The organism is Pseudoalteromonas sp. MSK9-3, from assembly GCF_003590335.1.
Taxonomy (GTDB): domain Bacteria; phylum Pseudomonadota; class Gammaproteobacteria; order Enterobacterales; family Alteromonadaceae; genus Pseudoalteromonas.
In genome coordinates this window covers 36,339-50,712 of the sequence record NZ_MIET01000023.1, presented here as the reverse complement: position 1 = coordinate 50,712, position 14,374 = coordinate 36,339, and the positions used below count along the sequence as shown (strand labels likewise).

Annotated in this window: 11 protein-coding genes; 4 read left to right on the top strand and 7 right to left on the bottom strand. The window is 40.4% G+C overall.

The features are described 5' to 3' along the window. Positions 1-7: 7 nt before the first annotated feature. The 6 genes from rng to BGP78_RS08090 all read right to left on the bottom strand — a co-directional run bounded on the left by rng (position 8) and on the right by BGP78_RS08090 (position 6,510). Positions 8-1,480 (bottom strand): ribonuclease G, encoded by a 1,473-nt coding sequence (gene rng / locus BGP78_RS08115; RefSeq protein ID WP_119860932.1) that lies wholly within the window; start codon positions 1,478-1,480, stop codon positions 8-10. Then, positions 1,477-2,049, bottom strand: a complete 573-nt coding sequence (locus BGP78_RS08110; RefSeq protein WP_119860931.1) for a nucleoside triphosphate pyrophosphatase — start codon at positions 2,047-2,049, stop codon at positions 1,477-1,479. The genes rng and BGP78_RS08110 overlap by 4 nt, the downstream gene beginning before the upstream one ends. Further along, the gene (gene mreD / locus BGP78_RS08105) at positions 2,049-2,528 is read right to left on the bottom strand and encodes a rod shape-determining protein MreD (RefSeq protein ID WP_010361347.1); all 480 of its coding nucleotides are present in this window, start codon (positions 2,526-2,528) and stop codon (positions 2,049-2,051) included. Before mreD ends, BGP78_RS08110 begins: the two co-directional genes overlap by 1 nt. Then, positions 2,521-3,363 carry a rod shape-determining protein MreC gene (gene mreC, locus BGP78_RS08100; protein WP_119860930.1) on the bottom strand — a complete coding sequence of 281 codons (843 nt, stop codon included), beginning with the start codon at positions 3,361-3,363 and terminating at the stop codon, positions 2,521-2,523. Before mreC ends, mreD begins: the two co-directional genes overlap by 8 nt. Further along, the gene (locus tag BGP78_RS08095) at positions 3,363-4,406 is read right to left on the bottom strand and encodes a rod shape-determining protein (protein WP_010361344.1); all 1,044 of its coding nucleotides are present in this window, start codon (positions 4,404-4,406) and stop codon (positions 3,363-3,365) included. The genes mreC and BGP78_RS08095 overlap by 1 nt, the downstream gene beginning before the upstream one ends. Positions 4,407-4,479: 73 nt before the next feature. Beyond that, positions 4,480-6,510: a formylglycine-generating enzyme family protein gene (locus BGP78_RS08090; RefSeq protein WP_119860929.1), complete on the bottom strand. Its 2,031-nt coding sequence runs from the start codon at positions 6,508-6,510 to the stop codon at positions 4,480-4,482. A 214-nt stretch (positions 6,511-6,724) separates the two neighbouring features. On the opposite strand from BGP78_RS08090, the gene BGP78_RS08085 reads away from it, so the two are divergent. Further along, positions 6,725-7,633, top strand: a complete 909-nt coding sequence (locus tag BGP78_RS08085) for a 1-aminocyclopropane-1-carboxylate deaminase/D-cysteine desulfhydrase (protein WP_119860928.1) — start codon at positions 6,725-6,727, stop codon at positions 7,631-7,633. Between the two features lie 59 nt (positions 7,634-7,692). On the opposite strand, the gene BGP78_RS08080 is transcribed toward BGP78_RS08085, so the two are convergent. Beyond that, positions 7,693-9,333 carry an EAL domain-containing protein gene (locus tag BGP78_RS08080; RefSeq protein ID WP_119860927.1) on the bottom strand — a complete coding sequence of 547 codons (1,641 nt, stop codon included), beginning with the start codon at positions 9,331-9,333 and terminating at the stop codon, positions 7,693-7,695. Between the two features lie 805 nt (positions 9,334-10,138). Here BGP78_RS08080 and BGP78_RS08075 point away from each other — a divergent pair. From BGP78_RS08075 to BGP78_RS08065, 3 genes are all read left to right on the top strand, one after another. Next, a protein-coding gene (locus BGP78_RS08075) for an IS3 family transposase (protein ID WP_119860926.1) occupies positions 10,139-11,292 on the top strand; the annotation gives its coding sequence in 2 pieces (ribosomal slippage) (positions 10,139-11,168 and positions 11,168-11,292; 1,155 coding nt in all). A 499-nt stretch (positions 11,293-11,791) separates the two neighbouring features. After that, entirely contained in the window at positions 11,792-13,162 is a 1,371-nt protein-coding gene (locus BGP78_RS08070) for a glycosyltransferase family 29 protein (RefSeq protein WP_119860925.1), read from the top strand. 82 nt (positions 13,163-13,244) lie between these two features. Next, complete coding sequence (locus BGP78_RS08065) at positions 13,245-14,243, top strand: bifunctional 2-polyprenyl-6-hydroxyphenol methylase/3-demethylubiquinol 3-O-methyltransferase UbiG (RefSeq protein ID WP_119860924.1); 999 nt, start codon at positions 13,245-13,247, stop codon at positions 14,241-14,243. Positions 14,244-14,374: the final 131 nt, after the last annotated feature.

The following is a 14,374-nucleotide window of genomic DNA, read 5'->3' as shown; positions in this document are numbered from 1 at the left end:
TAACGCCTTACATCATGACAACATCAAATTGTTCTTGACTGTATAAACTCTCTGTTTGAATATTGACTTGCTTTCCAATGAATAGTTCCAATTCAGCTAAGTTATGATATTCATCGTTAGTGAGTGCTTCACTCACTGCAGCAGACGCATACACCATAAACTTATCCGCATCATAGGCACGATTCACTCTGACAATCTCACGCAGTATTTCATAGCAGACAGTTTCAACCGTTTTTAGCGATCCTCGCCCAGAACACGATGGACAAACACCACATAAAATATGCTCTAAGCTTTCACGAGTACGCTTTCGCGTCATTTCAACTAAGCCCAATGCTGACAAACCATTGATGTTGGCTTTTGCACGGTCTTTTGACAATGCCGTTTCTAGAGAGTGAAGCACTCTGCGTTTGTGATCATCAGATATCATATCGATGAAATCAATAATAATGATCCCACCCAAATTTCTCAGTCTTAATTGACGAGCAATAGCGGATGTAGCTTCAACATTGGTATTAAAAATGGTTTCCTCTAAATTCCTATGCCCAACAAAAGCCCCTGTATTTACATCAACGGTTGTCATTGCTTCTGTCTGATCAATGATCAAATACCCACCCGACTTCAATTCAACTTTACGGTGCAGTGCTTTTTGGATCTCACTCTCAACATCGAATAAATCAAAAATCGGTCGCTCACCAGGGTAATACTCCAGCACCTGAGCAAGTAAAGGGACAAATTCTTCCGTAAACTCTTTTAACTCTTGATGAGTTAGCTTTGAGTCAACCCGGATCCGCTCCATGTCTTCACCAACGTAATCACGAAGCGTTCTAAAAGCGAGTGTTAAATCTTCATGCAAAATGCTGGCTTTACTGGCTTTTTTTCGACGGCTGACGATTTTTTGCCACAATTTTTTCAAAAACTCTGCGTCATGCTGTAACTCGGCTTCGGACGCACCTTCTGCAGCGGTTCTAACAATAAAGCCACCATTTTCATCATTATACTGCGACACTATCTTTTTAAGTCTGGCTCGTTCTTCTTCTGTTTCTATTCGTTGACTGACCCCCACATGCGTAGCATCAGGCATGAACACGAGGTAACGAGAGGGAATAGTAATATCGGTGGTGAGCCTCGCGCCTTTAGTACCTAGCGGGTCTTTGACAACTTGTACCATAATAAATTGGCCTTGCTTGACCAACTCTCTAATATCTTGTACTTTTTTTACAGGCTGATCATCAACACCTTCTTCAAACGAAGCGCTATTAACAATATCTGATGCGTGCAAAAATGCGGCTTTATCCAAGCCAATATCAACAAAAGCAGCCTGCATACCAGGTAATACTCGACTTACCTTGCCGAAGTAAATATTACCCACAATGCCTAAATTGCCAATACGCTCTACTTGCACTTCTTGGAGTACACCATTTTCGATTAATGCGACACGACTCTCACTGGGTGTCACATTAATGAGTAGTTCACTGCTCATGCTGTCTCCGCTACAAATTGTTGAATTAATCTATCAGTCTCATATAAAGGTAAGCCGACAACGGCAAAATAGCTACCTGATATATGCGTTACAAATCGGCCACCAAGCCCTTGAATACCATAGCCACCAGCCTTATCTAGCGGCTCATCGGTATGCCAATAACTCGTTATTTCTTTATCCGACAATGTTTTGAAAGTCACCTCAGTGCACACAACCGTGCTAAGTACATGCTTCTCGGTTGCCAAAGCGACCGATGTTAAGACCTGGTGAGTGCGCCCTGATAAGCGCTTCATTGTCGCCGTAAAGTCATCTATATCTTTCGGTTTGCCTAACGCCTGCTCATCGATAACAACCACTGTATCGCTACCAAGGACAGGCCTATCTATATAGCCCATAGCAACACCCGATTGGGCTTTTAACCTAGCGAGCCGCTCAACATAGGCGTATACAGGCTCATTGAGCAACTGGCTTTCATCTGCATCTACACTAAACTGTTCAAACTCATAACCGAGCTGTGCCAGTAATTGTTTGCGACGAGCGGACGCTGACGCTAAATAAAGAGGGATCATTAACGTATCCTAAATTGACGTCGATACTTACGCAGTAATAAGAAGATCCATGGCCAACATAACATGCCAGTCACTGCCGGCCACAAATAATGCGGGCTAAAGTAAATATCGAGTAAAAAGTGGTTTAACCAAAATTGCAGCAAATGATAGAGCGTCAAAAATAAACCGATCATGACTGCCTGCTGCCAAATTGAAAAATTTCGTATTTTCTGAAAGTTGCTCACAGTAATGTAAATACACACAGAGTAAGTCAATGAATTTACACCTAAAGGTGACCCCATGGCTAAATCAATAATTAAACCTGTGATCCAAGCCCAGCCAATGTTAACTCGGTGGGGTACTGCCAGTGACCAATACATCAAGACCAATAATACCCAATCAGGTCTGAATGGTTCGGCAGAAATAGGTAACGGCATCAATGCCATTACTAACGCAAAGAAAATACTTAGCGCCACAAAAAAATAACTGCGCCTAATCATGGCTGAGTGTCTCTTGAGCTGACTTACCTAATATTACTAATAAGCGAATTCTGTCTAATTGTGCAATCGGCTCGGCATAAACCTTAGCAAAAGGCAGGCCTTCATCTCGGTTAATGTTTGTCACAACCGCCACAGGATAACCTTCTGGAAAAATACCGCCTAAACCCGATGTCACTAAAACATCTCCAATGCGAACATCTAAGCTATGTGGCACATGAGAAAGCTTTAAACGGTTTATCTTACCAATACCTTCAATAACTGTGCGAACGTCATTACGTAAAATGCGGACTGGAGTGGCATGTGTAATATCTGTCATCAATAAAACGCGTGATGTGGTTGTACCCACTTGAGTTAATTGGCCAACAACCCCCATTTCATCGATCACCGCCTGACTTTCTGTCACTCCGTCTATAGTACCGCGGTTGATCACTACTTGGTGGCTATAGGGATTCGAGTGAACAGACAAAACCTGAGCAATCAATCGGGTATTATTCTGCCTTGCTGACGCCCCGAGTAACGCTCTGAGCTCCTGATTCTCTTTTTTAAGAAACGCTAATTGTTGCAACTGCTCGCTTTGTAATAGCTGCTTTTCTTTGAGAGTATAATTTTCTTGCCTAAGTTGATCGCGCGTATGTAGGCTTTTCGCTCCGATATCAAACATTTCATAGGGCACATTGGCAAAATATAACAGCGGGCTGACTAACGTATGTAAGCTAGTTCTAACGAGTGTACCGCCTTGGGTATAACGATCGCCAAAAATTAAGAGCACACTCAACACAACTGCGACAGTAAGTCGCAGTTGTAATGAAATGGTACGGCCAAACAGTAAATTCATTAGTCGTAACTAAATACATCGCCACCATGCATATCTATCATCTCTAATGCTTTACCGCCGCCCCTTGCAACACATGTCAATGGATCATCCGCAACCACCACAGGGATCCCTGTTTCTTCCATTAATAGGCGGTCTAAATCTTTAAGTAATGCACCACCACCAGTCAACACCATACCATGAGCCGAAATATCCGACGCAAGTTCAGGGGGTGACTGCTCTAACGCCACCATCACCGCGCTGACGATACCCATCAAAGGTTCTTGTAATGCTTCTAAGATTTCATGTGAGTTCAAAGTGAAAGAGCGAGGTACACCTTCGGCTAAGTTTCGACCACGCACTTCTAACTCAATCGGTTCATCACTTTTAAAAGCAGATCCAATTTCATGTTTGATATGCTCAGCGGTTGCTTCACCAATCAAGCTACCAAAATTACGGCGTACATAATTGATAATACCTTCATCAAACTTATCTCCGCCAATACGTACTGAAGAGGAATATACAACACCGTTTAAAGAAATGATGGCAACTTCAGTGGTTCCTCCACCAATGTCGACTACCATAGAGCCTGTTGCTTCAGAGACTGGTAAGCCAGCACCAATTGCCGCAGCCATTGGTTCTTCAATTAAATACACTTCTCGAGCACCCGCCCCCATCGCTGACTCACGAATGGCACGCTTTTCTACCTGAGTTGCTCCACACGGAACACAGATTAAAACACGAGGACTTGGGCGCATAAAATTATTATTGTGCACCTGCTTTATAAAGTGCTGTAACATTTTTTCCGTAACATAAAAGTCTGCTATCACACCATCTTTCATCGGTCTGATCGCTTTAATGTTACCAGGAGTTCGGCCTAGCATTTGTTTGGCCGCGGTCCCTACAGAAGCAACGCTCTTCGGGCCTCCTGCACGTTCTTGGCGTATTGCGACCACTGACGGCTCATTCAACACAATACCTTCTTCTTTTACATATATAAGTGTATTGGCCGTACCAAGATCAATTGATAAGTCGTTAGAAAATAATCCACGTAATTTTTTAAACATGAGGCAGGGTAACCTTACAGAAATACTTTAAGTCAAGTGACGAGCAATGCCGCCACCCATCGTAATTGTTTTATTAACGCTCTCGAACTAAGCGAAAGCCAATATAATTTGCTCTAAAATCTGCTGCGAGTGCTAAACGCGTTGACACGCGTGCCAAACTCGGCGCAAAGTTCCATGCACCCCCTCTGACTGTCACATCATCTTGTGACGCTCGCTTTTGAGTCCATTCCCATACATTACCAACCGTGTCGTATAAACCATAGTTGTTAGGTGCAAATTCACCTACTGGCGCAGCACTTTTATTTGAGTATTCGCTACCACACCATCCACAGTTAGCGAGGTTCTTGCCAATTTCGTTACCCCATGGATACTCTGAAGTGGTACTTGCGCGTGCTGCATATTCCCATTCTACTTCATTTGGTAGACGAAACTGCTGACCCTTTTCACCTGATAACCAATTGGCATAAGCTTTGGCATCTTCATACGACACACACACAACTGGGAAGTTATCTGCTTGATTAAAGCCTGGGTTACTCCATTTATAGTCAAGTTCCCAAACTGGCTCGCCATTTTTATAATAGGCGCAGCCTTTGCCTTTTTCAGCTTCGGTTTGATATCCGGTGCTATTAATAAATTGTCTGTATTCTCCAACAGTCACTTCTTTGGACTGCATTGCGTAAGAATTACTCAGTACTTTTTCAACCACCGGACGTTCATTTGCCAAGCCATTACCAGTCAAATCGCCCATCTTAAAGCTGCCCGCTGGAATAATAACAATGGCATTATTATGTCTAGAGGGGGCTACAACTGTCGTACTTTTCTTCGCTATGACTTGTTTTTGCTCACTATTCGGTGTCGGTGCAGCAATCGACTCAGGCTTTTTTAATAGCCGAGCATTTATCGTTCGTGCTTTTCGAATATCAATTTGTGCTTTGTAAGGCTGATATCCTAACTTACGCACTTCAATATCATGAATACCTTTCGGTACAGTCACTGTCAGTTTTGTTGAGCCGTAGCTCACACCATTTATAAAGACTTCATCATCATATACATTCGAGCGTAAAGTCACGGCAACAGAGTTCACCTTCTGAATCTGTACTGGTGCAGCTTTCGTCACTCGTGGTGTGTCAATTTCAATAACCGGCTGCTGTTCTACCTTGGCAACTTCAACTTGACCCATGTTCTCAGAAACATCTTTAAAAGTTAGCTGCGTATCACTGAAGGTAGTTGGGTAACTTGCCTGGTACCCCATAGATAATGGGGTGCCGTATTCTGAGCAAAAGCGGTTATCTAAATTAAGCAAACTACATAAACGGCTGTTGTTCATATCACCGCGCATAGTAACACTTAAATTAACGCTGTAATTACCTTGCCCACTAAACGCACTGCCTACCACATGGCTATTCACAACTTGGACTTGGGCACCGGCTATATTTCGTTTTGGTTCAACAATACGCTGTTCTGTTAGATTTGCAAAAACTTGATCAATAAAACGTTTAGTGGCTTTTTGTAATCCTAACTGCTGACCACGTTGTTCGCACGCAGCAAGCGTTTCAGTGCGCTTACAATTTATCGTGTGCTCGACTTCTAACGTGCCCTCACGCGTAAATTCATTACGTAGCCGCTCCACACGTGCGGTACTGAGTTGATCTTTTAAACTCTCAAGCGTGTTCACTAAGGTATGCTTCGTAATGCGTATTTGTTCGATGTCTTTTCTATGTGATGCAATCGCCGCCAATTGCATAGAAATATCATCTTTATTTTGTTTATGCGTTGATACCGCCTGTTGGTAACGCGTTTGTGCTGCACTAATATCTATAGAAGGGTCGTCAATTAAGCGTCGATACAATTCATTCATTGCATCAAGCGCTTGATTCTTTTCCTTATCTAATTCCGAGGAGCGCGTTCGAAGTAGAGTCAATTGTGATTGTAGTCGAGCTTCTTCACTAATGTGCTTATCTAATATTTGCGTATAGTTATCTAACTCAGTTTGCTTTACAGCTAACTCAGATTCAACGGCATTAACCGTGGCTGTATCTTGGGCCAAAACACTGGCAGCCATCAAAGTGGCGGTAACAAAAAAAGACAAAGGAGCAATTCGCATATATTCCATTCCCAAAAGCGGCAATTATTTGGTCGTTGTTATTTTTTATAATTAAGGCTTTATGCTATGTACTTACAAGGTAAAACACAAGCTTTGAGCAATTAATATCTCAGTTTACCCCTATTGACTAGTGAGTTGCCAGTATTCAATTAAGATTTTCAATCTATTCGTCGTATTTGATACACTGATCTCATGCAATGTAAAAGGTACATTTATGCGTTCACTGCAATTTGATTGGCCAGAATCGCCAATGCAACGGATCGACTCACCCTCGATTAACAAACAAAAACTGACGGTATGCGTTAAACGAGATGATCTTTTGCATCCAACCATCAGCGGTAATAAATGGAGAAAGCTAAAATATAACCTTAAAGATATGCACGACAATAATAAAAACGCATTCGTTACTTTTTCAGGCGCCTTTTCAAACCACCTTTACGCATCAAGCATGGCCGCAAAACTGCATAATATTGAGGGCCATGTTATTTTGCGTGGTCCATATATTGATGAGCAAAACCCCACCATAAAAATGGCTCGAGCCTGTAAAATGAACTTGCATGTGGTCAATCGTATTACCTATCGCCAGCGCAATAACACAGATTATCAAGATGAAATACGCGAGCAATTGCCAAACTGTTATTTAATACCAGAAGGGGGAAGTAACCAAGCAGCTCTAAAAGGTGTTCAAGAACTCGCCCAAAGCTTACCTGACAGTGATTATATACTATGCCCAACAGGCAGCGGAGGGACACTTGCTGGGCTCATTGACGGAAGTGCTGAAACAAGTCAAATTTTGGGGATCGCAGTTTTAAAAAACGCAGAATATTTAAACCAAGATATTCTGGGGCTTAGCGCCAAAGCGACGACCCAAAAAAACTGGCAACTACTAGCACAATACCATGATGGGGGATATGGTAAATTTACTCCTGCACTGTGGCTGTTTTGTCAAAAAATGCGAAGTACCTATAATTTACCCTTAGAACCCATTTACAGTGGCAAAGCATTCTATGCGCTTTGGCAGCTCATAGATCAAGGTTACTTCCCTGCTCATAGTAAAATTACATTTGTACATACTGGCGGTTTACAAGGCCTTGATGGCTTAAGATATCGTAAGTTAATTTAATGCCTTTACCTTAGTTTAACCACTTAACCTCAAACTAAGCGCACTGCCTAGCCAATGAATTAATAGCCAACTAACTCTATCTGTTGCAGTAATTCAGCAAAGTAATACCCCTGAGCGCCCTGCACGCCAAGCTGCTGTAAACAATTTAACTCTGCCTGCGTTTCAACTCCCACTGCATAAACAGGGATCCCAATCCGCTCGGCCTGACGCACTATTTGCCTAACACTGCGTTGCTGAGACTGATTTGAATCAATATGATGCACTAACTCAAACGCTAACTTAATCGCCTCCATAGCTGGAATTGCCCTCAAAGTTTTGCCGGGCAAAACATCAGTGACTTGGTCGAGCAACACGCCCGCGCCTAATTTAGCCAATGCGCTAAATGCGCGTAACAAGGCTCTATGATGGTGATAATAATCATAAGCCGATACCTCAAACTGCACTCTACTAGCCACACCACAGTCTTTAATCTCGTTTACTAACCAACAAACAAACGTATCATCGCACCAATTAACATGATGTAAGTTAATGCTCACCTTCGCGTGATCAGCCTCTTTTTTAAGTACCTTAAGTGTATGTGCCACAACTGTTTTATCTAACGTATTAAGATGATTTTTGCTGTGAATTTGTGGAATAAATTGCTTAGCTGAAATAAGCCCAAGTTGACTATGCCGCACCCGTAATAATGCCTCACTTTGCTTAATATCTTGTTGTTTAAAGCAAAATAAAGGTTGAAAAAACAGCACAAACTGGCCTTTATTAATGTAAGCAATAAAATCATCTTCACTACTTTGCATCGTTGTGGCGTGAGTTTTATTAAGCGGTACCATATGAACATGTTGCCAAACGTTATTTACAGCCACTGCAAGTGCTGAACGCGCTAATTGATACACTTGAGTCTGGTCGGCTCTGGCTTGATAATAACAAGCGCCAATCTTAACCGTCTTACGAGATAGGTCAGGTCGCATAATTATCAGCGCCTGAAAGACGACCTCATGTAACTTTTTCTCTATTCGGCTCACATCACCCCAAGGGACTTGTTCAAAAGTGACCGCAAGTGCTCCCGAGCTTAAATACTTTACCGAACATTTTGCATAATCTGAAAAGTGCTTCGCTAATATAATCGAAAAATGTTGCTGGGGGTCTACTTTAGAATCAATTACATATCGCCATTTCACCAATGCAAATACATTAAAGAGTGACTCATCAGGCTTGCGAGGTTCAATCGACGTTGGCAAAGCCACATTATTCTCGACACAAATTTGGGTACTTCTAGAATACGGTGTTTTAGGCCTCACTCGGTAAATCAGCAACCACCGATAGCAAAACATTAAAAATCCTATAAACAACACGTTAAAAAAAACAAAAATTGCAAAGTACTGTTTCACAACTGTTGGGTGAGATAATGTTAAGCTCAAACCCTCATAAGAGAAAACGTCTTGTTCAACCCTACCACCAGCATTAGTATCACTCGCCGTACTAAATCCATGTATTCGTGCGATTTGGGTGATCTTCTCAGGCGTTCTAGCAGGTCCATCAAGCAGCTGTACCTGCTTTACTATTTCAACGCCTTGCTGATGAGTTTTTAAGTGCAATAAATGAACTAATAATGTGTTCAGTATCAGAACGGTTGCCACAGCAAAGCCAACAACATACAGCCGCACAATACGTGAGTTTAACTGCTCTAAAAACTGCTTCATCACACCACTTAATGCCGCTTTTTAATAGCCTAAGTGTTGTCTAGAAGTATATAAAACTCAAGGTTCAGTATGACAAAAAATAGTACCTAAAGTATCCTGTTGCTAATCGCTATTAAGTCGCTCCGCACAATAACCTTCGCTCTACCATATATCGCCTTGTAGCATTACGTGTATTCCCCTATAGCTCAAACTACTAGGCGTATCGTACTTTTCCATTGCTCCTCTCGCCAATTCTAGATCTTTATATAAGTTCATCTAAAGTGCTTTTTAGCTCTTTAATTTTATCTTCATATACTTTTTTGGTCTTACAAGCCAACTGTGCAGATCCCCCATAAAAGTATGTCCAGGTCTTTCCTACGGTTTCATTTTATTTACTACATTTTAGGCACAAGAAATAAGTATTCTTTTAGTCTTTTTTGTAATGTTACAGCAATCATCAGATGAATAAATAATCCACATTTATGATATCAATCAAACCACTTTTCATTCGCAGCTTTCACTACAGTAACTCAGCTAAACTTTCGACAAAGATGGCCTTGAGCTTATCAAACATCAATATAAGATTTTGATCGTTAGCTATCCACCTCCAACTCCTGAAACCAAATAAATAAAAAGAAACCCTTAATCACATACGTACGATTAGCAAGAAGTGATGTCAACTCAAAAAATTAAACCTTCATACTACCATGAGAAATCTTCTTTATACCTTGAAGCCGTTAGAACAACTTACCGTATGTAGTGGTACATTGAATTTGGCCACCTGATTAGAGGTGATAGAATCACCATAACTTAATTAGGTGTAATAATGGCAAATCAAACACGACCAAAATACTCTCCCGAGTTCCGCTTAGAAGTAGCGCGGCAAGTAGTGGATGAACATCGCTCCGTTAAAGGTGCCGCTGAAGCCATGGGCCTTGGAAAATCTACCGTTGATAAATGGGCTCGGCAGATTCGTCAAGAGCGTCAAGGTAACTTATCTAGCGCAACACCATTGACGCCTGACCAACTGAAGGTTCGTGAGTTAGAACGAAAGCTAAAACGACTTGAAGAGGATAATGAAATATTAAAAAAAGGCTTCAGCTCTCTTGATGCAGGACTCCATAAAAGGTTTGCGCTAATACGGTCACTTCAAGAGAGTTGGCCGGTGAAACGCCTCTGCCATCTATTTCACGTTCAGCGTAGTCGCTTTCGTTATTGGCGTAAAAGACCGATGCATATAGAGCCAGAACGTCTGCGTTTGATTGCGCAACTTAAGCGTTGGTTTGGGATAAGTCATGGCTCGGCAGGCCAACGCACGTTAGTTCAGTTGCTAAAGGACTCTGGATTTAAAGTTAGTCGTTGGCTCGTGCGTAAGTTAATGAAACAGAATGGCTTAGTGAGTCGCCAGCTGCCTTCGCACAAGTATGCAAAAGCTGAAAAGCTTCATTTAAGCATTCCTAACTTGCTTGAGCGTGAGTTTAACGTATCGACGCCAAATCAAGTCTGGTGTGGCGACGTGACCTATGTTTGGTGCGGTTCTCGCTGGGTTTACCTAGCTGTCGTTATTGACCTTTATGCCCGTAGAGTTGTAGGTTGGGCAACACCAATAAGGCCTGATAGTGAGCTGACGAAAAAGGCATTAAGAATGGCTTATGAAAGCCGCGGAAACCCAAAAAGAATTATGTTTCATAGTGACCAAGGCTGTCATTACACGAGTAAAGCGTTTAGGCAATTAATCTGGCTCTATGGTATGAAACAAAGTTTATCTCGTCGTGGAAATTGCTGGGATAATGCGCCAATGGAACGCTTTTTTAGAAGCTTTAAAACAGAGTGGATGCCAAGAGCAGGCTATAAAATATAACAGAAGCAACAGGCGAAATATCACAATATATTGTGGGCTACTACAACCGTTACCGACCTCATCGTCATAATCAAGGAAGCTCGCCTATAGCAAAAGAAAAACAGTATTGGAAAACTTAAAACGAGGTGGCCAAAAACGGTTGACCACTACAGACAGTGCTGAATTAATTAGAATAAGATGTTAGACTATTTTTAAATTAGCATATTAATAGTTAATAAACACTGATTAAAATTGATACGCTTGGAAAAGTGTTTTACGGCTGTAAGCCTATAACTGATGACGTTATTTAAATCCTGGTAGTAAATATAGCCCTTAATTAACTACTACTGACTGGTAGCTCAGAGCAAGTATCCGTTGTCTGTAACTATGGCAATACATGTTTATTTATCCTAATAACGGAGCTACTATTTGCTGTATTTATAAAGGTAGGAAATTAGCTGTCGGTAATATGGACTAAGGATCTGTAACTGAGGTTTGGTAACACGAAACTTAGAATAAAGTAAGGAAGTTACATAAACCGACTGTTCTAATGAAACAGCCAGTTACGTAGAGAGACCCCCTACTCGTATAACTATTAACTCAAATAGCAAATATTAGATGAAAGCTTCGGAGTAAGAATTGGAAAAAATTATACTTTATGGTCTTGGCTCGGGAGGAAGGTGTGCTTTTGATATGCTTTCTACAGATAAGAATATCGATATCGTGGCGATTTGTGATTCATTCAGTGACGAGAAGCGCGAATATATGGGGGTGCCGATTATCCCCCCACATGAACTATCTAGCTATATATTTAATCGTATTCTTATTACCAGTATCTATGTTACCGAAATAGTGGATGTTCTGAGAAATGAAGGTATCAATGAAGACGTAATTACTGTATATCAGGCACCTAAGATATTAGCTGATTACTTTATTTTTCAAGTAGAAAAATGGCTATCCGATCATGGAGAACACACTGATCTGGTTAAACAATCTGTTTATTTGGCTCAAAAACCTCCAGAGTTATTTTCATATGAGCGATGGAAGAACATTTATTCATATTTAGTGGCTAAGGGAATGTTTCGAGATTGTTCAAATAGCCGGGTCAAATTACAAAAAAGTCTTTTGGCCTCACCAACAAACGATAGAGATACTTACATGCAACAGTTTCTTTGTCTATTAGATAAAGGTGATTGTGCGGCTGCCCAAAGAAAGTTAGATTCCATACATCACCACTTTCCTGATAAAGATATTGATTCTATTTATATGAAAAGCCTTTTACAGCTATACATTGGAGGCACTTATAACAGGCAATATGTTTCTGAGCTTTTAAACAAAAAAGACGAACAGTTTTTTGAGCTAGTCAAAGGTAAAAGTATCGCGATTGTTGGCCCCTGCGTTTCCAAGGAGAAGCTTGGCGAAGAGATTGATAGTCATGATTTAGTTATTCGTATGCTTCCCTCGCTTAAGGATAACTCTGATAGTCAAGAAATAGGTTCAAAGACTAATATTGTCTACCTTTCTGCATATCGATTAGAAATGATGAAGGCAGAGGACAAAGAGTTGCTTAGACTTAAAGATATTTTCTATGTATTTGAACTACAAAAAGAAGAGTCTGAATTTGAGTCAATTACTAACGGAAAATCTCGCACAATGTTGTTTGAAGCAAAAATGAAGTTATTTAATGGTTTTCCGACATTTTTACAAAGAATCCTGATTGACTTACTTACTATGCAGGCTAAAAGTGTGAAAATTTTCAATTTTGATTTTTATACAACTAAAGCTGCTTATAAAAGTAGTTACTCGAACTTTTCAGACTCTGAAAAATTAGCTGGAGTTGGGGATAACCTTTTACTTAACCATGCTGTATTCCATGATATAGCCTCTCAACAGGTTTTTTGTAAAAGGCTACTGGAAAATGGCTTGATAGAAGCAGATACAAAAACTCGGGAAGTATTAAAACTTGGTGTTGACGAGTATTTTGATAAATTACATTTAGCTTTTAACTAGGCTCTGTTGAATTTTAAAGATCAACTGACTCAAGCTAAATACTTGGATCGCAGTGTGTTTAATCTATTTGGATAAATGATGCATGGGAAAAATTAATTATTTAGACATCCACCCTAGCAAGTATAAATTATTATTAAAAAGAATGCTGCTGACTTCTTTAGCAGACGTGCACAGTAAGAGTAGTGCTCAGGAAAAATCGAGTTATTGCCCTGTTTGCCATGACAAAGAGATTTCTCATTATGAGATTAAAAATGGTTTTGAGTTAGATAAGTGTAAGCATTGTGGGCATGTATTTTGTAATCCTATGCCTACTATTGAGCAATTAGAAGCTTATTATAATGGAGAGATGAAGCTTTTAGAGAATCAAATATTTACGGATACTTTTGAAAAGCGAATTCCTATTTTCGATGCCAGAGTTGAAAAAATAAAGCAATACATGGAAAAGGGTAAGCTGCTTGATGTTGGTAGCGCTGTAGGGATCTTTGTTGAGTCTCTTGTTCGCAACCAGAATAGCTTGTCTATCAGTTGTTGTGACCCTAGTACAGATGCTTGCTCTAGCTTAAATAAACGTTTTGGTGATAACCCATCAATCAATATTTATAACTGCTGGTTACATGAAATGCCTGCAGAAAATAAGTTTGATGGAATATCATTATGGGATACATTGGAACACATTACTGATTTATCTCCTTTTTGTGAAAAGATATTCGAACTTCTTAAACCAGGAGGGTATTGGTTCTTCTCAACACCAAATTTGAATAGCCTCGAGTGGTCTATTGCAGGGCGTGACCATGAACAATTAGTTCCACCAGGCCACGTCAATCTATTTAATAAAAATAACATACTGATTTTACTAAAAACGTTTGGTTTTGAACTGATTGAGATAACTACTCCTAATGGCTCGATGGATGTTGGTTACATTGAAAAGTTGGCACATGGTTCTTCCGATTACGACTTAAAGTTAGGTACTTTCATAAAAGAAAATTTGTCAGATCCTAATTTTAAGAGTGCATTATCTGATGCAATAACTCACGCTAACCTCGGCGGAAATATGTTTGTAATCGCCAGAAAGCCAACTTAATTGATAGATTTATGTACCTGAATTCTAGGAAGTTCAAAGTTATATCACTCGATTTCTCAAGTTGGTTAATACTCTAACGACTTTCTTAGTTTAGTTAATGAAAAACTCTACTTTTGAACTTTTCATTTTGA